This window comes from Bifidobacterium boum (assembly GCF_000741535.1).
GTDB lineage: Bacteria > Actinomycetota > Actinomycetes > Actinomycetales > Bifidobacteriaceae > Bifidobacterium > Bifidobacterium boum.
In genome coordinates this window covers 258,946-280,444 of the sequence record NZ_JGYQ01000016.1, presented here as the reverse complement: position 1 = coordinate 280,444, position 21,499 = coordinate 258,946, and the positions used below count along the sequence as shown (strand labels likewise).

General features: G+C 59.3%; 18 protein-coding genes and 3 tRNA genes. 15 read left to right on the top strand and 6 right to left on the bottom strand.

All coding sequences use genetic code 11. From position 1 onward, the window contains the following. Positions 1 to 63 precede the first annotated feature (63 nt). Entirely contained in the window at positions 64 to 477 is a 414-nt protein-coding gene (locus BBOU_RS07025) for an OsmC family protein (RefSeq protein WP_026502334.1), read from the bottom strand. 288 nt (positions 478 to 765) lie between these two features. Here BBOU_RS07025 and BBOU_RS07020 point away from each other — a divergent pair, with 288 nt between their 5' ends. The 3 genes from BBOU_RS07020 to BBOU_RS07010 all read left to right on the top strand — a co-directional run bounded on the left by BBOU_RS07020 (position 766) and on the right by BBOU_RS07010 (position 2,915). Continuing rightward, on the top strand, positions 766 to 1,566 hold the full coding sequence (locus BBOU_RS07020; RefSeq protein ID WP_193352447.1) for a thymidylate synthase: 801 nt from the start codon (positions 766 to 768) through the stop codon (positions 1,564 to 1,566). Between the two features lie 49 nt (positions 1,567 to 1,615). Beyond that, entirely contained in the window at positions 1,616 to 2,302 is a 687-nt protein-coding gene (locus tag BBOU_RS07015) for a dihydrofolate reductase (RefSeq protein WP_026502332.1), read from the top strand. Between the two features lie 79 nt (positions 2,303 to 2,381). Then, positions 2,382 to 2,915: a low molecular weight protein-tyrosine-phosphatase gene (locus BBOU_RS07010; RefSeq protein ID WP_026502331.1), complete on the top strand. Its 534-nt coding sequence runs from the start codon at positions 2,382 to 2,384 to the stop codon at positions 2,913 to 2,915. Positions 2,916 to 3,131: 216 nt separating this feature from the next. Here BBOU_RS07010 and BBOU_RS07005 read toward each other — a convergent pair. The 3 genes from BBOU_RS07005 to BBOU_RS06995 all read right to left on the bottom strand — a co-directional run bounded on the left by BBOU_RS07005 (position 3,132) and on the right by BBOU_RS06995 (position 6,064). Beyond that, positions 3,132 to 3,203 (bottom strand) — tRNA-Glu (locus tag BBOU_RS07005). Positions 3,204 to 3,314: 111 nt separating this feature from the next. Further along, complete coding sequence (gene trmB, locus BBOU_RS07000; RefSeq protein ID WP_026502330.1) at positions 3,315 to 4,142, bottom strand: tRNA (guanosine(46)-N7)-methyltransferase TrmB; 828 nt, start codon at positions 4,140 to 4,142, stop codon at positions 3,315 to 3,317. 35 nt (positions 4,143 to 4,177) lie between these two features. Beyond that, the gene (locus BBOU_RS06995; protein WP_051616594.1) at positions 4,178 to 6,064 is read right to left on the bottom strand and encodes a glycoside hydrolase family 13 protein; all 1,887 of its coding nucleotides are present in this window, start codon (positions 6,062 to 6,064) and stop codon (positions 4,178 to 4,180) included. 167 nt (positions 6,065 to 6,231) lie between these two features. Here BBOU_RS06995 and BBOU_RS08925 point away from each other — a divergent pair, with 167 nt between their 5' ends. The 4 genes from BBOU_RS08925 (at position 6,232) to fucO (ending at position 9,385) form a co-directional block, all read left to right on the top strand. Further along, positions 6,232 to 7,137, top strand: coding sequence for a DUF4190 domain-containing protein (locus BBOU_RS08925; protein ID WP_026502329.1), 906 nt, complete (start codon positions 6,232 to 6,234; stop codon positions 7,135 to 7,137). Positions 7,138 to 7,264: 127 nt separating this feature from the next. Further along, positions 7,265 to 7,338 (top strand) — tRNA-Asp (locus BBOU_RS06985). Between the two features lie 45 nt (positions 7,339 to 7,383). Beyond that, a tRNA-Phe gene (locus BBOU_RS06980) sits at positions 7,384 to 7,456 on the top strand. A gap of 777 nt (positions 7,457 to 8,233) precedes the next feature. Next, the gene (gene fucO / locus BBOU_RS06975; RefSeq protein ID WP_026502328.1) at positions 8,234 to 9,385 is read left to right on the top strand and encodes a lactaldehyde reductase; all 1,152 of its coding nucleotides are present in this window, start codon (positions 8,234 to 8,236) and stop codon (positions 9,383 to 9,385) included. A gap of 127 nt (positions 9,386 to 9,512) precedes the next feature. Here the strand turns inward: fucO and BBOU_RS06970 are convergent, their stop codons facing one another. Further along, entirely contained in the window at positions 9,513 to 10,445 is a 933-nt protein-coding gene (locus BBOU_RS06970) for a glycosyltransferase family 2 protein (RefSeq protein ID WP_033490322.1), read from the bottom strand. Between the two features lie 139 nt (positions 10,446 to 10,584). Here BBOU_RS06970 and BBOU_RS06965 point away from each other — a divergent pair, with 139 nt between their 5' ends. The 8 genes from BBOU_RS06965 to BBOU_RS06930 all read left to right on the top strand — a co-directional run bounded on the left by BBOU_RS06965 (position 10,585) and on the right by BBOU_RS06930 (position 20,233). After that, positions 10,585 to 12,081 (top strand): AI-2E family transporter, encoded by a 1,497-nt coding sequence (locus tag BBOU_RS06965; protein ID WP_081815438.1) that lies wholly within the window; start codon positions 10,585 to 10,587, stop codon positions 12,079 to 12,081. After that, positions 12,081 to 13,307 (top strand): glycosyltransferase family 2 protein, encoded by a 1,227-nt coding sequence (locus tag BBOU_RS06960; RefSeq protein ID WP_026502327.1) that lies wholly within the window; start codon positions 12,081 to 12,083, stop codon positions 13,305 to 13,307. The genes BBOU_RS06965 and BBOU_RS06960 overlap by 1 nt, the downstream gene beginning before the upstream one ends. Before the next feature lie 175 nt (positions 13,308 to 13,482). Beyond that, on the top strand, positions 13,483 to 14,922 hold the full coding sequence (gene dacB, locus BBOU_RS06955) for a D-alanyl-D-alanine carboxypeptidase/D-alanyl-D-alanine endopeptidase (protein WP_051616593.1): 1,440 nt from the start codon (positions 13,483 to 13,485) through the stop codon (positions 14,920 to 14,922). A gap of 20 nt (positions 14,923 to 14,942) precedes the next feature. Further along, the gene (gene tilS, locus BBOU_RS06950; RefSeq protein ID WP_026502325.1) at positions 14,943 to 16,040 is read left to right on the top strand and encodes a tRNA lysidine(34) synthetase TilS; all 1,098 of its coding nucleotides are present in this window, start codon (positions 14,943 to 14,945) and stop codon (positions 16,038 to 16,040) included. Further along, positions 16,027 to 16,590 (top strand): hypoxanthine phosphoribosyltransferase, encoded by a 564-nt coding sequence (gene hpt, locus BBOU_RS06945; RefSeq protein ID WP_026502324.1) that lies wholly within the window; start codon positions 16,027 to 16,029, stop codon positions 16,588 to 16,590. Before tilS ends, hpt begins: the two co-directional genes overlap by 14 nt. After that, on the top strand, positions 16,587 to 18,641 hold the full coding sequence (ftsH, locus tag BBOU_RS06940; protein WP_026502323.1) for an ATP-dependent zinc metalloprotease FtsH: 2,055 nt from the start codon (positions 16,587 to 16,589) through the stop codon (positions 18,639 to 18,641). The genes hpt and ftsH overlap by 4 nt, the downstream gene beginning before the upstream one ends. Before the next feature lie 4 nt (positions 18,642 to 18,645). Beyond that, positions 18,646 to 19,629: a dihydroneopterin aldolase gene (locus tag BBOU_RS08920; protein WP_051616592.1), complete on the top strand. Its 984-nt coding sequence runs from the start codon at positions 18,646 to 18,648 to the stop codon at positions 19,627 to 19,629. Positions 19,630 to 19,654: 25 nt separating this feature from the next. Continuing rightward, entirely contained in the window at positions 19,655 to 20,233 is a 579-nt protein-coding gene (locus tag BBOU_RS06930; protein WP_051616591.1) for a DUF3180 domain-containing protein, read from the top strand. A 63-nt stretch (positions 20,234 to 20,296) separates the two neighbouring features. Here BBOU_RS06930 and BBOU_RS06925 read toward each other — a convergent pair whose 3' ends face one another. Beyond that, positions 20,297 to 21,247 (bottom strand): acyl-CoA thioesterase, encoded by a 951-nt coding sequence (locus tag BBOU_RS06925; protein WP_033490321.1) that lies wholly within the window; start codon positions 21,245 to 21,247, stop codon positions 20,297 to 20,299. Between the last annotated feature and the right edge of the window lie 252 nt (positions 21,248 to 21,499).

Sequence of the window (21,499 nt, the reverse complement as noted above, 5' to 3'; positions counted from 1 at the left end):
CGGATGGAGGCATCACCGTGTTGTAGTCTGCGGTACGCCTGTCGCTGTGTGTATTCGCTGTGATTACTTGCGCACCGTGACGTTCACGCGCACCGGCGTTTCCTGGCGGTACGTATGGGCGACCGTGCAGCCCTTCTCGATATGGCGTGCGACACGTTCCTTGAGCTTGGCTGCATCTTCCTCGCTCAGATCGGCGGAAGTCGCATCCACGTTCACCTGCTCCTCGAACGCCGTATAGGAATCGGTCTCGGGGTCGTACGTACCGTCGACGAGGATCCTGGCGCCCGAACCCTCGCCCAGCGTGTTCTCGACCGGGAACTGGCTGGACAGCGCCGCGCAGCCCGCAAGAGCGACCTTCATGAGGTCGCCCGGCGTGAACAGGCCCTTGCCCTTGCCGAACTTGAGATGCGCGCCGTCCTCGCTGAACGCGTCCCATGAACCGTCCTTGTTGCGTTCTACCCAGAGCCTTTTGCCCATGTTGTGCCTCCTGGAGTTGCTGGCGCGCTTCTCGCGCCGATGCTTACAGATTAGCCCAAGCACCTGCCCGGTATCCGCTCACAGCGGGATTCGTGGACTCGATTGCGTCTGCAGCGGTGTCGCACTCGGTATCACACGCCGGTGTTTGGGCTGATACAGAGTCGTTTGCAGGATGGCTACCGGCGTAAATCGGCGGGTCACTGCTACCATAGGGTCATGCCTTTGACCGCCGAACAGCTTGCTGATATTCGCACCCGTATTCCGGAACGCCCGCAGACGGACATTCCCATGCCCTACGAGGACTTAGTCCGCAAGATCCTCAAGGAGGGGACGCTGAAATCAGACCGCACTGGTACCGGTACGATTTCGCTGTTCGGTCAGCAGATGCGTTTCGATTTGAGCAAGTATTTCCCGCTGCTCACCACTAAGACCGTGTTCTTCCGCGGCATTGCCTACGAGCTGTTGTGGTTCCTGAAAGGCTCCACGAATGTGCGCTGGCTGCAGGAGCACAATGTGCATATCTGGGACGAGTGGGCCGACGAGAACGGCGATCTCGGCCCCGTGTATGGTGCCCAGTGGCGTAGCTGGCCTGCTCCGACCCCTGACGATCCGAACCGTACCATCGACCAGATCTCCAATGTGCTTGATCTGATCCGCAATCATCCGGATTCACGTCGTATGGTCGTCAGCGCTTGGAATCCAGCCGAAGTCGAGCATATGGCCCTGCCGCCATGTCACGCGCTGTTCCAGTTCTATGTGGCTGATGGTCGTCTGAGCTGCCAGCTGTATCAGCGCAGCTGCGACATGTTCCTCGGCGTGCCGTTCAATATCGCGTCCTATTCGCTGCTCACCTTGATGATCGCACAGCAGACAGGCCTTCAGCCTGGCGAATTCGTGTGGACCGGCGGGGACTGCCATGTGTACGACAATCATATCGACCAGGTGCTTGAGCAGCTGTCACGCACCCCATACCCGTACCCGCAGATTGAGATCCGTAAGGCGGATTCGCTGTTCGACTACACGTATGACGATTTCAAGATTGTCGGATACCAGCATCATCCGACGATTAAGGCTCCTGTTGCCGTCTGAAGTATCGTCTACACTTATCCCAGTCCATTGAGTTCAAGGAGTTTATGAAATGGGGTATGACAGTAGCCAAAGCGGCTATCACGAACGCAAGCCCGGTTTGGCCGGGCTGGAGGACACCGAGGATTGGGGTGATGATTTCCCCAAGACGTTCACGGTGAATCTGATTTGGGCACAGGCGCGCGACAATGAAGGACGCGAAGGTGCTATCGGCTTCCATGGCGGCATGCCATGGCATTTGGCTGAGGATATGAAACGGTTCAAAGAACTGACTGTTTCCCACCCGGTCATTATGGGACGCAAGACATGGGAGTCTCTTGATCCACGGTTCCGTCCGTTGCCGAACCGCGACAATATTGTCGTGTCACGCAACAGCGGGTATGTGGCCCCGGGGGCCACGGTTGTGGAAAATCTTGATGACGCGTTCGACTTGGCGCGCCAGGAGGCGATTCCCGATGACGGGCTTGACCGCAGCGAGATCTGGGTGATCGGCGGCTCACAGATATTCAAAGAAGCCTTGCCGTTCGCCCGTCAGGCGTTTGTCACCAGGATCCGCGCCACGGTGGATGCGGACACGTACGCGCCGGATATGCGGGCGCTCACTGATTCAGGCTTGTGGAAGCTTGCTGATGTGACGCCGTGGATGCTGCCGAAACATCCGGAAAACGGTATCCGTGAATACCGTTTTGAAACCTATCGCAAAATCGACGGCGCAACGGAAGACGACGAAGCATTGTGAAGCGTAAGCCGTAAGCGCGTGTAGCACTTTCGGCTACGCGGCATAACGATACGTTTCATCCATGGAAAGGGGCTGCGGCATGGCCGCTACGCAATCATCCCAAGATCCGCGATACACGGTGATGACCGTGTGCACCGGCAACATCTGTCGGTCACCGATGGCGGAGATTATTCTGCGCGAACGGTTCAACGAGCGCGGGCTCGCCGACCAGGTACGGGTCATGTCCAGTGGTGTCAGTGATGAGGAATACGGTCATCCGATCGACCCTCGTGCGGTCGTGGTGCTGCGTCAACGCGGTTATGAGATTCCCGCACATCATTTCGCGCACCGCATCACGCGTCAGGAAATCAACGATAGTGACCTGTTCCTGCCGATGACCGCCTCCCATATGCGTGCGCTGGTGCGTTTACTGCCCCCGGCCAAACGGACGGAAGTACACATGTACCGCAGTTTCGACCCGAATCTGCCGAAGCCGCCTGCCGGGCGTGAGGATCGGATTGATTTGGTTGACCCGTGGTATGGCGGTCCGGAGGATTTCAATATCGCGATCGACCAGATCGAACAGGTCGCCCCGTATATCGTTGATTGGGTGAGCGAGCGGATCGGTCAGTAATTGCGGACGGTCAGCCGCGTCGCATATGTCTTGACACACGTGACGCGGCTGACCGTGCCCGCGTATCTGACGGGTAACACGTGAGTCGGCATACGCGATTCAAGGAATCGTGGTGAATACGAGCCTGATAATCATCGATGATGCTCGGTGGCCCGAGTCGAGGGAGGATAGCCGTAAAACAAAAGAACCCGCCGTTTGTGGCGGGTTCTGTATCCGTACCCCCTGAGAGAGTCGAACTCTCGTTGTCAGATTGAAAGTCTGGTGTCCTAACCGTTAGACGAAGGGGGCGTCAAACAACTTGATTATGATAAACACAACAACGTCAGAATGCAAAATCGGGGTCTTCGGCGTGTCGTTTTTTGATGGGCCGAAGACCCACGTCGCTCGATGTGATGCCGGTCAGATGGCCTGGTAGGCGAAATCGTGGATGACACGACCGGCATCCAGTCCTTTCTTCTCGAAATTCGTGAGCACTCTGCCGTCGAACCGTGCCGATTCGACGAAATCCGCGTGAGGCATATCCTGCGCCAGATCGGCGTTGCCTTTGCCGACATGCCCGGTTGGCAGGCTGACGGTCACATCGCCGGTATTCCTGAAGTCGGTGCGCGCATCCATGATTTCATGCACGTGCAGCGCATAATCTTCGATATCGGTGGCGATACGCCACAGGCCGCCAGGTATCAGCGCACGATGAATGGCTTCGGCAAGTGCCGGCTGGACGATGCGACGCTTGTGATGTTTCATCTTGGGCCATGGGTCGGGGAAGAACGTCCACACCTCGTTTACGGTTGCGGTATCGGCTTTCGCGAACAGCTCCGGAGCGTTGATCTGGGCGATCCGCAGGTTGCCGAGCTGCTGTTTGCCGGCGCGCAGCATGGTGTGCGCGACACCCGGATCGTACACTTCAAGCGCCAGATAATTGGTCTGCGGGTGTTGTGCGGCGGCCGCGACGATATTCTCGCCTTGCCCGGTGCCGATTTCAACAATCAGCGGGTGATCATTGCCCCATGTGGAGCGAATCCAATCATCGGTCAGACGCCAGTCGTCGCGAATATCCAGTGAGCCTTCCCCGGCGTTCAACGGCAGCAGATACGTGTCGGCATACGTGTCCCAAGCGCGCTGAAGTCTTGCGTCAAGCCTGCCCGAGCGGCGGACGAACGACAGCACCAGATGCTCGTGGCGAGGTTGTGCGGTGTCGTTTGTGGGTTGTTCCTCAAGTTCATGCATGGTTCTTTTATACCGGCCGGTGTCGGACACGCCTCTCACCAGCGTGGCACGTCCAAGTCGCCCAGACGCCAGATGCCGTATCCGGCGTCCGGCAGCGTGAAGAGCGCCCCGTGATCGCCCGGTTCCATAGTGCCTTCGCCGCACACCAGTTGCGGGTCGCCGCCGCCCAGCAGGTCACGCGTCACGCGCACATGCTGTCCGCCTCGCCGTGCGGCGACGACAAGCAGCCGGTCGTTTGCGTCCTCACGCAGGTAGGCGACCGCATCCGCCTGTACATTGACCCAACGTAGGCCACCGTGGGTGAGCGCACTTGACGTGCTGCGCAGCGTGAGCAGATCGCGGTAACGGCTCATCGTCGCACAATGCGCGTCTTCGGGCGCGTCCCAATCCATGGGGGTGCGGCTTTCCTCGCCGGTGACGCCGACCGCGTCCCGCTCATCGCCGGCGAACGCCATCGGCACGCCCGGGTAGGTCATCATCATGCCGAGTGCCGCATGGGCGACATGCGGGTTTCGGGTGAGCGTGAGAATACGCGCGCTGTCATGACTATCGATGAGATTCCATTGGGATTCGGCGACTTTCCACGGGATTTGGGCGAGCAGCTCGCGCATCGTGCCGACCATCGCGGTGCCGTCACGCCTGGGGAACGTCACGTCGAAGCCGAATCGTTTGACACCGCTGTCGGGGCTCGCCACCCACATCCACAACGGGTGGGAGAATGCGGCGTAATTCATGACGCCCTGCCAGCCGTCACCATCCAGGTCGCGGGTGGCGTCCGGCATGTATTCGGCGATGAGCGTCCCATTGCCATCGGTCAGCTCGTCGACGGTATGCCGGATGGTGGTGGCGACCATATGGTTCTCGTCCATGGCCGCCCAACGCCCCGTCTGGTTGGCGACGTCGATACGCCAGCCGTCCAGACCGCTTTCGCCGCCCAGCCATTTGCCTGCGCTGCTGGACGCTCCTCGGATCATCCGGTCAACCAGTTTGGCGGAAGTCCAATTGAGTTTCGGCAGCGCTTTGATGCCCATCCACGCCACATAATCGTCTGGATACCGGTTCCACAGGTAATAGTCGCGTTCTTCACTGTTCGGGTCGTGCAACGCCCGCTGGAACCATTCATGGCTGGAACCGGTGTGGTTGAGTGTCAAATCGCCCATGATGCGCATCCCGCGGGCGTGGCATGCGCGTGCAAGCGAGCGGAGCGCTTCGTCGCCGCCAAGCAATGGGTCGATATGGTCGAATGTCGAAGCGTCATACCGGTGGACCGAGCGTGCGGGGAAGCATGGCGTGAGATACACCGTGGTGAACCCGAGGTCGTGGATGTACTCAAGATGCTCTTCAATGCCCTTGAGATCGCCGCCGTACCATTGGCGACCGGTTTCGACGCCGTAGGCAAGCGGTGTGGCGGACCATGCGGTCGGATGTGCCCAATCGGGTGCGGAGCGTTCTGCGGATTGCCGGGAGCGGGCGAAGCGGTCGGGGAAAATCTGGTATGTGGCGCCTTCACGGTTCCATGCGGGCGATGGTGCGAAAGTGGTGACGCGGAAATCGTAGACGTCGCTGACCTCACGGTCAAACACGCCGAGAGCGTTCAGCCAATCAAAACCGCCATCGCGGAGCAGAGCGAAACGGTATCGGGTGACAGGATTATGGACGGGTAGCGGCGCCTCATACCAGATTTCGTCAGGGGTGCGCAGAATCGGCCGTGCGTCTTCAAGGTGCATTTCGTCATCGACGAGCGAGTGGAGCTTCACACCGGTGTACGGGTTGGACGCAGGAATACGGACGCGTACGCGAATCGTCTCGCCGAGTCGGGGCGTGGCGTTGGATACGTACAGTCTTGACCCGTCATGGTGGGGGAGTGCCGGGATGGTTCCGTCGGCGGGCTGGTATGCTTCCTGTGCTGCTGTGGTCATCATGCGTGCCTTTCGTCTTGTGTGTCTTACGAACGTTCGCTAGTTCGTCTTTGGCATCGTTATATGGCTTTTCCGGTCCAAGCTAGGGTGATGATACAACGACAATGATGACGTTTGCAGGGTGTGGCGAGTTAACCGGGGGGTATGCCGTGTTCGGATAGAATGCAACCATGAGTGATTATGATGATCAGGCGCAGACGCCTTCTTCCGGGGACTCTCAGCAGTCCAACCAGTCCAGCATGGCTGATGCGCCGTCCGGCGTATATACACCGTATGATGCGCAACCCACGCAGGCCTTCGCGCCAACCGGTGCGTATGAGACTGCGCCGACGCAACCGATTCCGGGGGATTGGAGCCAAGATCCGCAGGACGCGCCGTATGGCACGACCGCCGAACAGTCGCAGTATGGGCAATCCGGCCAGCCTGAACAATACGGGCAGTATGGGCCGCAGTCGCCGGTTGGGCCCGCCGTGCCGACAGGTCGGACGGATGGCGGATATCAGCAGTATCAGTATGATCAGAACACGGGGTATGGTTCACCGGCTTCGCCAGCCGGATACGCGTTCCCGCCGCAGGGCGCTTACCCGTATACGAATCCTGCTGATTCTTGGAACGTGCTGACCATCATCGGTTTCGTCTTCGCGTTCTTCAACCCCATGCTTGGCTTGATCTTCTCGATTATCGGCTTGATGATGGTCCGCAAGTCGGGGCAGAAAAGCCGTGGACTGGCGATTGCCGGCATTGTGATCAGCGCGGCCACTGTCGTGTTGACTGTCGTATTGGCGGTTTTCGCGGTTTCCGCCCTCAAATCCATGACATCGGGCAGCACCAGTTTCTCCAGTCCGAGCAGCTCGAGCAGCTTGGGACAGTGCACCGGGAACGGATGCGATTACCTGCACGAGTATGGCTTGGATGACAATGATGCGGACGGCTGGAGCGATGACGACCTGTACGGTTACGGCAGCGATTCCGGCGATGGCTATGGTGGCACGGGCGATTACAACGATCTTCAGGACAGTGACGGCGTCTCGTACCTAGATGTCACGGTGGCAGGGCAGCCTGTACTGATTTACTGAAATCCCAGAAATCGCAATGGTTTTGCGTCGTTCTGAAAAAACGACACGCCGAAGGACGCTCTCGATTTGCGTGGCGGGAGGATCTGAGTAATATAAATACTCGGCTGCTCCACGGAGCAAACGCCACGGCCTCGTAGCTCAGTTGGTTAGAGCGCCGCCCTGTCACGGCGGAGGTCACCGGTTCAAGTCCGGCCGAGGTCGCGAATGGTAAAAACCCGGTTTATCCGGGTTTTTTTAACCGTCCATGGCTCTGTAGCTCAGTTGGTAGAGCGAGCGACTGAAAATCGCTAGGTCAGCGGATCGATCCCGCTCGGAGCCACAAGAACCCCGATTCCGTATGGAACCGGGGTTTTCTCATTTCTGAGACTCTGCCAATCAACCGGCTCAACCCTCCGACGACGTTGAGCCGGCTGTCAGTGTCATTAGAAGCGTCTGCCGATGCTGAGGCGGCTGTCAGTGTCGGTGGAGGCAGGGGGAGGCTGGGATTGGGGCGGTGGTGTGTGGGTGATGTGGGAGAACTGTCGGGATTTCCCGGTTCGTGCCTGTTCTCCCGTATCCGGCGTGGGAGTTTACGGGAATCCGGCGTCCTTGCGGATATTGTCCCCACGGGAACGTTGGAAATCCGCGGTTCGTGAAAATCGCCCTTGAAACCGCCGACGGGAGAAACCTTAGAAACCGTAAATCCTCGATGAACTCCCACGAAACCACGGGACATTACGACCAGATCGCCCATGCGCGGAAAATCTCCCACACCGGTCCGGCACCACCGCCGTCCGACAACATCCAAGCATGTGTTGCACCGCCAAGCATGATTGACCTCCGCCGAACACGGTGTTCTCCCAAGGCGGAGCCGTATGATGACCACCATGCTGTCCTTATACACCCGGCTTATACGCCCGATTCCTTGATTGTTCGCGTTTTCGATACGGGTTGCCGAAAAGCCGGGACCTGACCATATTCTGTGTGATTGGTCTGGCTTATGACTCGGCACAGCGGATTAGCCCACCTCTCGTGTTGTATCCGCGGTGGGATTGACTACAATGAGTTTCAACAATGGCGTTCCTACATGATGGGAACTGTTCGAAGGAGAACACACATGGTATACAGGATGATTTTCAATCAGACGGCGTATTTCGGTCGCGGCGCAATCAAGGAAATCCCTGTCGCTGCGAAGGCGCGCGGCTTCAAGAAAGCTTTCATTGTCACCGATCCGGTATTGCTGGAAACCGGCACGGTCGCCAAGGTGACCGCAGTGCTTGACGAAGCCGGCCTGCCGTATGAGATCTTCGACAATGTCAAGCCAAATCCGCCGGTTGAATGCATCCAGGATGGCGTGAAGAAATTCGCCTCTGCCGGCGCGGACTTCCTCATCGGCTTGGGCGGCGGCTCGCCGCAAGACACGTGCAAGGGCATTGGCATTGTCACCGCGAACCCGCAGTTCGCCGACGTGCTGTCTCTGGAAGGCGTGGCGGATACCAAGAACCCGTCCGTCCCGATTTTCGGTGTGCCGACCACCGCCGGCACTGCGTCGGAAACGACCATCAACTATGTGATCACTGACACAGCGAACAAGCGCAAGTTCGTGGCGGTTGATCCGCATGACATCCCTGTCGTCGCTTTCGTGGACCCTGACCTGACCGATTCCATGCCGCGCGGGCTGAAGGTCGCCACCGGTTTGGATGCGCTCACCCATGCGATTGAGGGGTTCGTCACGCCAGGCGCGTGGGCGCTGTCCGATTGCCTGTCGATGCAGACCATCCGCATGATTGCGCAGAATCTGGCGAAAAGCGCCGACGGCGATGTCGCGGCGGGTGAGCAGATGGCGTACGCCAGCTATATCACCGGCATGGCGTATTCCAATGTCGGCCTGGGCTTGGTGCATGGCATGGCGCATCCGCTTGGCGGCCGGCTGGGTGTCGCTCATGGCGTGGCCAACGGCATCCTGCTCGCCCCGGTCATGGAATACAACAAGGACTACACCGGCGAAAAGTACCGTGATATCGCCCAGGCGTTCGGTGTTGCCGATGCGATGAACGGCGATCTGGAGACCGTGCGCGAGGAGGCCGTCCAGGCGGTCCATCGCCTGACCGTCGACCTTGGCAATCCGACGAAGATCTCGCAGGTCGGTGCGACCGAGGCTGATCTCAAGCCGCTTGCGCACGACGCGTTCCATGACGTGTGTACGCCGGGCAACCCGCGCAAGGCGACCGAAGAGGACATCCTCGCCATCTACACGTCCCTGATGTAACGGGAAGAATCCCATACGCATCCTGATACACAAACTGGTTACGCTCAAACATTCGTGAGCGTAACCAGTTTGTGTATCAGCCGGCACATTTCGGCGGCGTGTCGGGCGTCGTGAGCCGAGCACCAGACTACGGCTTGGAGTGGCTGTTCTCTTCCCCGACGGCATCCGCAGCATCCGCGATGTCATCGTCCGGTTCGTCGCGTCTGGCCACGTCGAACTGTTCCTTGAGCCACAGGCGTTCCGCTGGATTGATATCCATGCGGTCCAGATACCGCTGGTACATCGGGTACAGGGTGTGCATCCACGGGTAGAGCGCGTACAGCGTATGTTCTGGCTTGCGCTTGCGCCAATGGTCCGGATGGGCTGCGAAGGTGTTGCGGAATCGGTTCATATAATTGCGGAACGACGTGAACGACGTGTCCATGCGCCGGGCGGAAATGCCGCAAATCATGCGCTGGCAGTACACGGTTTTCATCGAGCGGCCAAGCAGATGCAACGAGATGTCGATATCTTCATGCATGACGTCTTCGCGATCCCGGCACACCTCGTTGGCGATCTGACGCCATGCGCTCGCACGCAACGCCATATTCGAACCGAACAGCAGCACTTGGTCGCCGTCCGCCCGGTACATGTGCCGGCGGACGCTGTCGTCACCGCGCAAACCGACGCGCTTGGCGGGCATATCGTAGTAGACGACCGGTCCCGTTGCCCCCATCGCTTCGGGATCCTCGGTGAAAATGCCGGAGACCACTTCAACCCAATCGGGTTTGAGCATACAGTCGGCGTCCACACGTCCCAATACGTCCCCGGTGGCGTGGTTCAACCCGTAATTGCGCGTAGGAATCAGGCCTTGTTCCTCATCCTGATGCAGCAGACGGACCGGCGCGTCGGGGTGCTCTTCCATGAATGTCTTGACGATGTCGACGGTCGCGTCGGTGGAGCGGTTATCCACCACAATCACCTCATGGGGCATCACGGTCTGACGGGTTGCGTTCGTCAGACAGTCGGCGATGCGATCCTCCTCGTTCCACGCGGGAATGACAATCGATACGGTTAGCATGTTTTCTAGGATAGGCAAGGACGTCTACACGCCGGCGTCAGCTTCACTTGGTTTCCCACAACAATCGCAATACGCGGCCGGCAATACGACGGATACGCCACAAGCGTCTGTTTCCGCCGGCTATGTAGAATGGGGAGCCATGAATGAACAAGGTGAACCGCAAATCGATCTCGCCTCGGTCTTCCCGCAGAAGGGCGACCCCCGGCGCCCGCCTGAATGGTGGGGCCGCGGGCTTTTCTATGCTGTGATCGCCGTGTTCCTCGCCGTGTTTGTCTGGAAATCGTGGGGCAAAATCGACACCATCGTCCTCGATATCGTGGTGTCGGTGTTCATTGCGCTCGCCATTGAACCGCTGGTGATCAGGCTGATCCGTCATGGTTGGAAGCGAGGCGCGGCATCGGCGGTCAGCCTGGTCGGGGTCTCCGTCATCGTGGTGGCGCTGATGGCGCTGTTCGGCAACATGTTCGTCCAGCAGGTCATCTCCATGGTGCAAAGCGTGCCCGCGTATTATGACCAGATCACCGATTTCGTATCGAAGGAATTCGATTTCCAGTTGCCGCAGATGGAGAATCTCGGCAGCGAGGTGATGAAGAACCTCAAAACGTCATGGCTTACAGACGTTGCCGGCCAAGCCTATAACACGACGGTAGGGCTGTTCGGCTTCCTGTTCAACCTGCTTACGGTGCTCATGGTCACGTACTATGTTTCGGCGGCAGGCCCTCGCGTCCGCCGCAGCCTGTGCCAGTGGCTCGGCCCCTCCACCCAGCGCCGTTTCCTGTTTGCGTGGACGGTGGTGCAGGACCAGATTTCCGGGTTCCTGTTCTCCCGCACGATTCTCGCGGCCATCAATGCCACGTGCACGGCGATTTTCCTTGATGTGATTCACGTGCCGTATTGGCTGCCGCTGGCGTTGTTCTGCGGTCTGACTTCCCAGTTCGTGCCCACCATCGGCACGTATCTGGGCGGTGCCCTGCCGGTGATTTTCGCATGGGCGTCGCGCGGGCCGACGTACGCGGTGATCGTGGTGGTGTTCATCGTCATCTACCAGCAGATCGAAAACCTGATTCTTTCGCCGAAGATTTCGCAGCGCACCATGGATTTGAATCCTGCGATCGCCTTCCTGTGCGTCTTGATTTTCGGGTCGCTGTTCGGCGCTCTCGGCGCGTTCCTGGCACTGCCAATCACTGCCAGCCTGCAAGCGATTTTCCGTGTGTATACCAAGAGGTACGACCTGATTGATTCCCCGTTGATGAACGATCCGGAGCCGAAGAAGAAATCCAAGGTCGTAGAGGGGGCCGAAGCCTTCAGCGAGCGTATCATCAAGCCGATGAGCCAACGCATGCCACGTGTAGCGCAGAGTTCCAGCTCGCATATTCCGGATGGTGACGATTTGCTTGAGCTGCAGGAGCAGATATACCATCACGTCCCCCATGCTGCTGCGAACGACGATGTCCCGACTGTCGCGATTCCCAAGGGCGTGATTCCAAGCGGAGCCAAACCGCTCAAAGGCACGGACGAGACCGACGCCTGTGGACGCGAACCCGGCGACAGCCATGACGTCGATGGCGATGAAACAGTGCGCCACGTGCAGCAACCCGCCCAGAACGATGACAATCCTAGAAAGAAGTGGCACTGATGGTCCTGCTGTCCGTCCTTGATATTCTCCTCATGATCCTTGGCGGTGCCGGACTGGTCTACCAGGCGGTATGCGTTGTTGCGTCCTTGTTCGCCAAGCAGATCACCTTTCCGGACGCTCCGATGGACAAGCGCTACGCGGTGCTGATCTCCGCCCGTAATGAGGAAGCCGTGATCGGCAATCTCATCAATTCAATCCGTTCTCAGACCTATCCGTCCCGGCTCGTCGACATCTGGCTGGTCGCGGACAACTGTACGGATCATACCGCCCAGTTGGTACGCGATATGGGATGCCATGTCGTCGAACGTTTCAACAAGGAGCAGATTGGCAAGGGCTATGCGCTGAGTTATCTGCTGGACCATATGATCAATGAGGGTGAGACGGACAAGTATGACGCGTTCTTCGTGTTCGACGCGGACAACCGCCTCGACAAGCATTACATCGAGGAGATGAACAAGGCGTTCCATGCCGGGTTCAAAATCCTCACCAGCTACCGCAACTCCGTCAATCTTGCTGACAACTGGGTGTCTTCCGGCTCCGCGTTGTGGTTCATCCGCGAATCACGATTCCTCAACAACTCGCGCATGTTGTTCGGCTCGAGCTGCCATGTCGGCGGCACTGGCTTCATGTTTTCCCAAGAAATCATGCGTCGCAACCGTGGGTGGAAATTCCATCTGCTCACCGAAGATCTTGAATTCAGCATGGATTCGGTGCTTCACGGGGATCGGATCGGGTACTGCGGTACCGCGATTCTGTATGATGAGCAGCCGGTCACTTTCGGGCAGAGCTGGCGGCAACGTCTGCGCTGGAGCAAAGGCTTCCTGCAGGTGTTCCGCTATTACGGGCCTGCGCTCATCAAACGTGCGGTGCGGGAGCGTGATTTCTCCTGCATCGATTTCACGCTGGTGCTCTGCCCGTTCATGGTGCTTGGCATCGCACGATTCCTACTGGGTTGCCTGTTCGCGGCATGCGGGTTCGTCACGTGGCAGAGCCAGCTGAACTCAATCGGCGGATGGACGTACGGCATTGTGCTCGGCGTGCTGGGCATGATGGGACTGGCTGCGCTGACCTGTGTGGCGGAACGTGACCAGATCGGCGCCACGAACAAGGAGCTGTTCGCCTATGTGCTCAGCTTCCCGATTTACATGCTCAGTTACGTGCCGATTTCTTTCCAGGCGGTCTTCTCGAAGGCTGAATGGAAGCCGATCGAGCATCATGGCAAGTGACACCAGTCACAGCGACACACCATTTCTCCATTTCTCCGTGCCGACGCTTCCACGTGGCTTCGAAACGTTTGACGGTATCGTTCGCCGCCGGCGCTAAGCTGAAAGAACATCGCATGTCCGGAGCGCCGGCGTGCATACGTATCGTGAACAGGAGGGACGTGTCTTGGGAACACGGATGGAGTTGCGCAAGCGGCGACGGGCCGATACCAGCCGCGTCATACGCGTCGCCATATCATCGGCCCTGACCGCCCTGTTGGTTGTCGGCTATGCCGTCGGGGATCTGACGGACGTGTTCCCGGGTGTATTGACCTTGCGCGATGTAGCCAACCCATCGTATGCGGCGCCTCTGTCCGCCCGTACCGCGACCGCGATTGCCGGGACAGCCAACCGGTCGAAAACCGTTGACGCCGCTGCCGCCCAACAGCTTATTGACGCGTTCGCCGCCGATCCCAGTGTGGGCACTGATTTTTCCATCGCGATCGCCACTGCTGACGGCACAGTCGTCGCCAGCCATGAACCTGATGCCCAGCGTGAACCGGCATCCACCATGAAAACCTTGACCGCGCTGGCCGCCGCATCCGTGCTGGATATGGGTTCCACGCTCGCCACGAGCGCGTATCTGTCCCAAGCCAGCGGGCAAACTCCGACCTTGTATCTCAAAGGCAGCGGCGATATGCTGCTCGGCTCGGGGGATAATGATCCGAACCATATCAACGGTCGCGCCGGATTGGGGACACTGGCGAAGACAACGGCGACATCGTTGAAACAGCGTGGAATAACGTCGGTTGCCGTGCGCTACGACGACACGGTGTTCGCCGATCCGAGATATCCGGCAACTATCGCGCAGAATAATCCAAGCAATATGTATTACACGGCCGTCTCCTCGATGGCTGTGGACGGCGGCCGCCAGTGGACGGCTGACCAGCAGCATGATCCAGACTCGTTCACCAGTTATCCGGTGTTGTCTATGACACCGGCGGCGGATGCGGCGGTGACATTCGCCCAGCGGCTGACCGAACAGGGGATCACGGTCGACGGTTCGCCGGTCGCCGCAAGCGTGCCGTCCGGTTTGCATGCCGTCGCCACGGTGCAGTCCGCGACGCTCGCGGAAATCATGGCATTCACTCTGCGGCACTCTGATAACACGCTCGCCGAAGAGTTCGGACGATTGCTCGCCAACGCCACTGGTAACGACAACAGTCCGACCGGGGCGACCACCGCAGTCAAACAGGAGTTGGACAAGCTGGGTGTTTCCACCTCGGGACTCGTCATGGCTGACTGTTCGGGCCTGTCTGACGGTTCCCGCTTGACCGCCACCACCTTGGTGCAGGTCCAGGAACGTAACCTGCGGGTCGGCGGCGCGGTTGCGGCAGCTGAGGGATTGTCGGTCCCCGGTTTGGTGGGTACGGCGAAAAGCCGTCTCGCCGACCAGGCGCTCGCCGGCCAGCTACGTGTGAAAACCGGCAGTCTTGAAGGTGTCACGTCCATGGCGGGTAACGTGTCCCGTACCAACGGCGGGCTCGTATCGTTCGCGGTGATTGTCAATAATCCGACCAACCTGTATTCCGCGCGTATCGCAATCAACAAGTTCATGAGTGCGCTGGCGGGACTGTAGGATCGATTGAGGAGCGGCATATGGCGTACACGGCAAATCTCAGAACGGCGATCGGGGATGTTCGTGCATGCTTGGAGCGTGCAGGATTGGGGCGACAGGATCCGAGGTTCGCTTGCCACGGTGCCCACGCGCCCTCATCGGATGCCCCACTGGTTCTGGTCGCGTGTTCAGGCGGCCGCGATTCCATGGCGTTGGCTGCCGTGACGCATATTGTCTGCGGCATGCTGGGACTGCGATGCGGCGCTGTCGTCGTTGATCACCAGCTGCAAGCCGGATCGACCGATATCGCGCTCGATACGGCTGCGCGATGCTCGACACTGGGACTTGACCCGGTAGCTGTGCGGTTCGTGCAGGTTGACCCTGCAGGGCAGGGGGAGGAGGCCGCCGCCCGCGACGCACGCTATGCGGCGCTGACTGAGGAGGCGCGAGCCTGTGGCGCGAGTGCCGTCCTGCTTGCTCACACGTGTGACGACCAAGCGGAAACCATCATCATGGGCTTGTTGCGTTCAGGCGGTGTGGACGCATTGTGCGGCATGCCCGCAAGCAGTGAGCGTGACGGTGTCACGCTGTTGCGGCCGTTCCTTGCACTGACGCGAGCCCAAACCACAGGTATCTGCCGTGACCTGAGCATCACGTGGTGGGATGATCCGACCAACGGTGACGGCATTCCCTTTGGACAGCGCTTGCCGAACGGCTATCCGCTGCGTTCGCGTATCCGCCATGACGTGATGCCGGTATTGGAGGAGCTTGCAGGCAGCGATGTTGCCAAGCATCTCGCGCAGTATGCCGCGGGAGCGGTGAGCGACCGCGAGTATCTGGACGATCAGGCGTCGACGGCATATCAGGGGAGTGTACGGATTGAAACGGCATCGTCACACGGTGTTTCGCTTGACGTTCGAACGCTCGAAGTTCAGCCGGCGGCGATCAGGCGCCGGGTTATCGCCCGTGCGTGTGCATCGTTGGGCGTACCGGTTTCAGCACGGCATATCGAAGCCATCGAGCGGCTGATTATTGATTGGCATGGTCAGCATGCTGTGAGTCTTCCCAGCGGATACCAAGCTTTTCGCCAGAAACACGTCATTCGCGTGTGCCAAGATAGTGGGCATGAAAATCGCTGACGTTCAAGACCAGATCGACCACGAGTTGATCAGCAAAACCGATATCCACAAGAAAATCGATGAAGTTGCCGCACAGGTGAGCCAAGACTACCGTGGCAAGGACCCGCTGCTCGTGGCAGTGCTCAAGGGCGCGGTCAACACCATGGTCGCATTCTCGCAGGCGATGAGCATTCCGGTGCAGATGGATTTCATGAGCCTGTCCAGTTACGGGTCGGGGACGTCAAGCAGCGGAACGATTACGGTACGCCAGGATCTGTCCACGGACGTGCGTGGGCGCAACGTGCTCATCGTCGAAGACATCGTGGATTCCGGTCGTACGCTCGCTTGGCTGGTTGAAGAACTCAAGCGTAGGGGTGCACAATCCGTGGAGGTCTTCGCGCTCTTGGAGAAGCCTTCCCGGCGCGAAGTCGACGTGCAGGTAAAGTACAAGGGGTATGAGGTCCCCGACGAGTTTGTTGTCGGATTCGGCCTCGACTATGACGAACGTTTCCGCAACCTCGATTCGATCGCGGTGCTGAAGCCGGAAGTATATCAAGGAGAACAGGCATGAGCTATCCGCAGGGCCCGCAACAGCGGCCTCCAATGGGTGGGAACAACGGTAACCCATTCCGCCGCGGTGATTCCGATAACACGCCGAAAGGCGGCAACGGCAATCGTCCGTGGTGGCAGTCCCCGTGGCTGTGGGTGGTTGTGCTGGTGCTGCTCACCATCGGCGCGTTCCAGATGTTCGCGTCCAGCGGCACGCAGACCATCAACACGGAAGATGGCTTGAAGCTGCTCAACAACGGCCAGGCCACGTATGCTGAGGTTATTGACAACCGGCAGCTGGTCAAGCTTGAACTCAAGAACGATTTTTCGAAAACCGATGCGCAAGGCAAAACGCATAATTACGGCAAGAACGTGCAGTTCTACTACACCTTCGCGCAGGGCGCCGATATCATCAAGGCGGTGAAGGCCGATCAGCCCAGCAACGGTTGGACATCAAGCATGCAGCAGACCAGCACGATGTCCTACCTCATCACTTCCATTCTGCCGTTGCTGATATTCCTCGGATTGTTGTGGTTCATGATGAGCCGCATGAGCAACGGTATGCTCGGCATGGGCGGACGCAAGAACAGCGGGAAGCTGCTTGAAGGCCAGACGCCGAGCACTCGCTTCGCCGATGTCAAGGGCGAGGATGCCGCATTGCAGGAAGTCGAAGAGATCAAGGACTTCCTCAAGGACCCGTCCAAGTACAAGGCACTGGGTGCCCGCATTCCGCGTGGCGTGCTGCTGTATGGCCCTCCTGGAACCGGTAAGACGCTGCTTGCGCGCGCTATCGCAGGTGAGGCGGGAGTGCCGTTCTACGCGACGTCAGGCTCCGACTTCGTCGAGATGTTCGTCGGCCTTGGCGCCTCCCGTGTGCGTGAACTGTTCGATGAGGCGAAGAAGAACGCTCCGGCGATCATCTTCATCGACGAGATCGACGCTGTCGGCCGCAAACGTGGCTCCGGTATGAGCGGCGGGCATGATGAGCGTGAGCAGACCTTGAACCAGCTGCTCGTTGAGATGGATGGTTTCGACAATGACACGAATCTGATCATCATTGCCGCGACCAACCGCCCCGATGTGCTTGATCCGGCTCTGCTGCGTCCGGGCCGTTTCGACCGTCAGGTCGCGGTCGAAGCCCCGGATCTGGAAGGCCGTGAGGCGATTTTGAAGGTTCACGCCAAAGGTAAGCCGTTCGTGCCGGATGTCGACCTGCATATGGTCGCCGTACGTACCCCCGGCTTCACAGGCGCTGATCTGGCGAACGTGCTCAACGAGGCCGCGCTGCTGTGCGCCCGTGCCGGTGCCCAGCTGATCGACAACCGTGCCATCGACGAGGCCATCGATCGTGTGCAGGCGGGTCCGAAGCGCCAGTCCAAGGGTATGGCACTCAATGAGCTGCGCAACACCGCCTACCATGAGGGCGGCCACGCCTTGGTCGCCGCGTGCATGCACGACACCGACCCGGTGACCAAGGTGACGATTCTGCCGCGAGGCCGGGCCCTCGGCTACACGGCGGTCATGCCGACTTCGGACCGCTATTCCGAGTCCCGCAATCAGCTGCTCGACCAGATGGCGTACGCGATGGGTGGGCGTACCGCCGAGGAAATCGTGTTCCACGACCCGACCACCGGCGCGTCGAACGATATTGAGAAAGCCACGAAGATCGCACGCAAGATGGTCCTCGAATATGGCTTCTCCTCGAAGCTTGGCGCCATCAAGTGGGATAACGCGGACGCCCAGGACGATTACGACGGGTTGAAGCCCCGCCCGTACTCGGAACGCACCGCGCAAATCATCGACGAGGAAGTGGACAAGCTCGTTGAGAACGCGCATACCGAAGCGTGGAATGCGATCAACGACAACCGTGACATTCTTGACGAACTGGTTCGCCAGCTGCTGGTCAAGGAAACCCTCAACGAGAAGGAGCTTGCCGAAATCTTCGCGAACGTGAAGAAAGCCCCGAAGCGTGAGGTATGGCTGTCCGATGAGCGTCGTCCTGATTCCGACAAGCCTCCGGTCGAGATTCCGGATTCACTCAAACGCGGTGTCGGCATGAAGCCGGGCGAGTGAGCGTATGGATTCGATACGTTTGACGGGGATTCGCGCCGCCGCAGGGCAGAGCGGATCCCCGTCCGCTTGTTCTGATCACAATACCGCCCCACGCTGGCACGATTTGCGGGCTGATGTCACCGTCGAGCTTGATTTGCGCGGCGCCATCGCCGGCGATGATATTACGCAAACCGTGGATTACGCCCAGTTGGCCGATCGGGTACGGCAAGTCATGACTACGGGCGCATACGATTGCGTGCTGTTGGAAACCATCGCCGGGCGCATCGCGCAGGCGGTGCTGCTGTCCCACCGCGTCCATGGCGTTGACGTGGTGCTTCACGCCGGGCATCCTCACGGTATGGCTGTTGACGACATCGCCGTGAACGTCCACCGTCTGGCCGATGACGCCGATCATGATGATGCCACGCCAGCGGCACAGGCCAGCGGATCGATGCCGAGACAAGAGGTCGGCGGGCGCCGTAGTGGCAGCCAGCATGGTGCTGATACCAGACATGCTGATGGTGCGGCACAAGCGCAGCAGTCGTCCCACGCCGTTATCGCCATGCGCGGTGGTGACGACGGGGAACGCCTGATGCGTGCCGCGGTCGTCGCTTTGGATAGCATCCCCGGTAACCAGGTGACCGGCATTTCGCCGCTCTACCATGTCAGCGCCATTGACGGCCCGGATACGATGTCAGCGGTGGTGCTCGTGGACACGCGTCTTGACGCCCCAGCGTTCAGCCATCTGCTGGAATCCATCAGTGGAAAGCATCGTGACTCGCTCGCATTGCATATGGTTGTCATGCGCTCTGATGCCGAGACCGGTCGGCGCGAACAAGTCGGCTGGCAGGAAGCGAAAACCAGTGCGGCGATTCTCGCCCCGTGGATGGATATTGAGCCGGATGCCCGACTCGGCGGTGATCCTCTGCCATATCTGCTGGCGTTGGCTCCTGATGCGACGCAAGTGGGATTGCTGTCAGACAGCTGGATTCTAGGAGGCATGCAATGAACGCCGCCAATACGAGAGGAGATTGATGATCATGCGCAGAACCCCATGGTGGCAGTATGTGATCGCCGTATTGGTCGGATGTTTGTGCGGTCTCGGTGTGGTCAAACTTTCAGAAAGCCTGCAATTCGATATGTTGGGTGCCCCGATTGCCGTGTCCGTGGTCGTGCTCGTTATGGGGTTGGTGGTGCTCGCTCTGGCGATCCAAGTACGCACGTACTCGCATACCGATCCGAAGAAGCGGACGCGACGGCTTGACCCGGAACGCGCGGTCAACACGCTGATCCTGTCGAAGGCGCTCGGATTGGCTGCGGCCTTTCTGCTGGGCTGGTACGGCGTGCAGCTGGTGTCCGCATTGCCGCATGGTGAGGCGCCGTATTATGCGAGTGCCATCCGTGAATGCGCCATCGCCGCGGTGGTCAGTTTGATTGATATGATCATCGGCATCATCAGCGAATGGTTCTGCCAGTTGCCGCCTGATGAAGGATCGGACAACCCGAAAGCCAAGGAACGTCAGCGCGAGCAACGACAACTGGCCCGCGGTGGCGCTGCCAAAGAAATCAATCCCGGCGAGAACACCCTGCCGACTCCTCACCGTCGTCGCTGACCTCCCACCTTCTGCCGACGCTCAGAGCCATACTAGTGTCGGCAGAAGGTTTGGAGGAGTCGGTTAGTTTGCAGAGGCGGGGCTGTCGGCGGATTGCAGCGTGTCGAGCGTTTCATCGGGAACGCGGATCATGGCTTCCTGCGCCATGACGGCGACGAGCTCACCTTCACGCGAATACACTTTCGCTAGCGCCAGACCGCGTCCGTGAGCGGCGGTCGGAGTGTCTTGGACATACAGATGCCACTGGTTGATATCGATATCGCGATACCACCACATCGAATGGTCGATGGACGCGTAGGAAATCCCCGGTGTCGAGATGCTCAACCCCGCCCGGCGCAGTACCGGCTCCATCATGATCTGGTCGCAGCCGAGCGCCAGCATCGCCCGATGCATCACCTGCGGTACGTCGGCGGTGCCGTCGGCTTTCATCCACACCATTTGACGGCCGCTGTCACGGTCCGCTGACTTGTGGTCGGCGCCCAGCATGATGGTCGGCGTCACATGGCGGATATCAAACGGGGATTTACTGGCGTAAAAATCAGCGAAGGGTGAACGGTCTGCATACGGTTCCATCAGCTGTTTGGCACTGGTGAGTCCTTCCGGTCCGGGCACGCCCGACGGCATGGGGTCGGCGAATTCGACGCCACGTTGGCCGGTTTCCTGAAAACTTGCGATAGCGGTGAGAATCGGCCCTTGCGCTTGCGTGACGTTGACGCGACGCGACGAGAATGAATGCCCGTCACGCAAGGTTTCCACGTCGAACAGCACATCCTGATGAATATCCCCGGCAGCGATGAAATACCCGTGAATGGAGTGGGGGAGCCGGCCGTTTGGCACGGTTTTCGCCGCCGCGACAACCGATTGTGCAATCACTTGGCCGCCGTACACGCGTCCGGTGGGGAAGTACAGGCTTTCGCCATTGATATACGTGTGGTCACGATGCGGTGAGGGTGTGCCCAACTTCAGTACTTTCACCAAATGCTTCAACGGTGTCATCGGTTCGTTCTGCGTCATAATCGCTCTTTTCTGTCTGCCCGCCGGTCAGCGCGGTGATCGGCGGGTCGATTGGCGTCATGCGCCGTATGGTGTAGTCTAATCCGTTCAACGGAAGACCTTCGGATTTCGTGGTAACAACACCATTTCGCCGCGGAATCCGCATGCTACGCACGTGCCGTGTATTGGCACCTAGTACAGCAGTCGTGTATTTCCGGTGCGATTCGATTCGCCCTCATATGTGTAAACGTGGCATGGCGTCGGATGAATGTT

Excerpts from the sequence above, each read along its gene's own strand:
- BBOU_RS08925 (WP_026502329.1), top strand. The coding sequence starts at position 6,232 with ATGAGTGATTATGATGATCAGGCGCAGACGCCTTCTTCCGGGGACTCT.
- fucO (WP_026502328.1), top strand. The coding sequence starts at position 8,234 with ATGGTATACAGGATGATTTTCAATCAGACGGCGTATTTCGGTCGCGGC.
- BBOU_RS07025 (WP_026502334.1), bottom strand. The coding sequence starts at position 477 with ATGGGCAAAAGGCTCTGGGTAGAACGCAACAAGGACGGTTCATGGGAC.
- BBOU_RS07015 (WP_026502332.1), top strand. The coding sequence starts at position 1,616 with ATGGGGTATGACAGTAGCCAAAGCGGCTATCACGAACGCAAGCCCGGT.
- BBOU_RS06925 (WP_033490321.1), bottom strand. The coding sequence starts at position 21,247 with ATGACGCAGAACGAACCGATGACACCGTTGAAGCATTTGGTGAAAGTA.
- BBOU_RS07010 (WP_026502331.1), top strand. The coding sequence starts at position 2,382 with ATGGCCGCTACGCAATCATCCCAAGATCCGCGATACACGGTGATGACC.
- dacB (WP_051616593.1), top strand. The coding sequence starts at position 13,483 with ATGGAGTTGCGCAAGCGGCGACGGGCCGATACCAGCCGCGTCATACGC.
- BBOU_RS06995 (WP_051616594.1), bottom strand. The coding sequence starts at position 6,064 with ATGATGACCACAGCAGCACAGGAAGCATACCAGCCCGCCGACGGAACC.
- BBOU_RS08920 (WP_051616592.1), top strand. The coding sequence starts at position 18,646 with ATGGATTCGATACGTTTGACGGGGATTCGCGCCGCCGCAGGGCAGAGC.
- tilS (WP_026502325.1), top strand. The coding sequence starts at position 14,943 with ATGGCGTACACGGCAAATCTCAGAACGGCGATCGGGGATGTTCGTGCA.
- BBOU_RS07020 (WP_193352447.1), top strand. The coding sequence starts at position 766 with ATGCCCTACGAGGACTTAGTCCGCAAGATCCTCAAGGAGGGGACGCTG.
- hpt (WP_026502324.1), top strand. The coding sequence starts at position 16,027 with ATGAAAATCGCTGACGTTCAAGACCAGATCGACCACGAGTTGATCAGC.
- BBOU_RS06960 (WP_026502327.1), top strand. The coding sequence starts at position 12,081 with ATGGTCCTGCTGTCCGTCCTTGATATTCTCCTCATGATCCTTGGCGGT.
- trmB (WP_026502330.1), bottom strand. The coding sequence starts at position 4,142 with ATGCATGAACTTGAGGAACAACCCACAAACGACACCGCACAACCTCGC.
- ftsH (WP_026502323.1), top strand. The coding sequence starts at position 16,587 with ATGAGCTATCCGCAGGGCCCGCAACAGCGGCCTCCAATGGGTGGGAAC.
- BBOU_RS06965 (WP_081815438.1), top strand. The coding sequence starts at position 10,585 with ATGAATGAACAAGGTGAACCGCAAATCGATCTCGCCTCGGTCTTCCCG.
- BBOU_RS06930 (WP_051616591.1), top strand. The coding sequence starts at position 19,655 with ATGATCATGCGCAGAACCCCATGGTGGCAGTATGTGATCGCCGTATTG.
- BBOU_RS06970 (WP_033490322.1), bottom strand. The coding sequence starts at position 10,445 with ATGCTAACCGTATCGATTGTCATTCCCGCGTGGAACGAGGAGGATCGC.